The organism is Paraburkholderia sp. SIMBA_054 (assembly GCF_046534875.1).
In the GTDB taxonomy this organism is placed as follows: Bacteria; Pseudomonadota; Gammaproteobacteria; order Burkholderiales; family Burkholderiaceae; genus Paraburkholderia; species Paraburkholderia hospita.
The window spans coordinates 1-264 of the sequence record NZ_JAWRXV010000949.1 but is presented as its reverse complement, the minus strand read 5'-3'; the positions used below and the strand labels follow the sequence as shown (position 1 = coordinate 264).

The 264-nt window shown below is 70.5% G+C and carries 1 protein-coding gene; it reads right to left on the bottom strand.

Translation table 11 applies throughout. The annotated features are described in order from the left end of the window. Positions 1–264: FHA domain-containing protein (locus tag SB822_RS57930; RefSeq protein WP_410859216.1), on the bottom strand; the 264-nt coding region annotated here is incomplete at both ends.

Sequence of the window (264 nt, the reverse complement as noted above, 5' to 3'; positions counted from 1 at the left end):
CCGCGTCCGGATCCACGGTCCGCTCCGGCTCGGGAAGATCGCCTGCGGCGTCGTTCTCCACCACGGCCGGCTGCACCGGCACTTCGAGCACGAAGCGATGCTGGGCGTCGAAGACCAGCTGGTCGCCGGGTTGCAGCCAGCAGTCGCGGACCGCCATGCCGTTGACCAGGCTGCCTTCATGCGAGCCGAGGTCGCGCAGCAGGATGCGCCCGTCGTGCGGTTCCAGCCGTGCGTGCCGGGCGGCGAAGGCAGGGTCGTCGATAA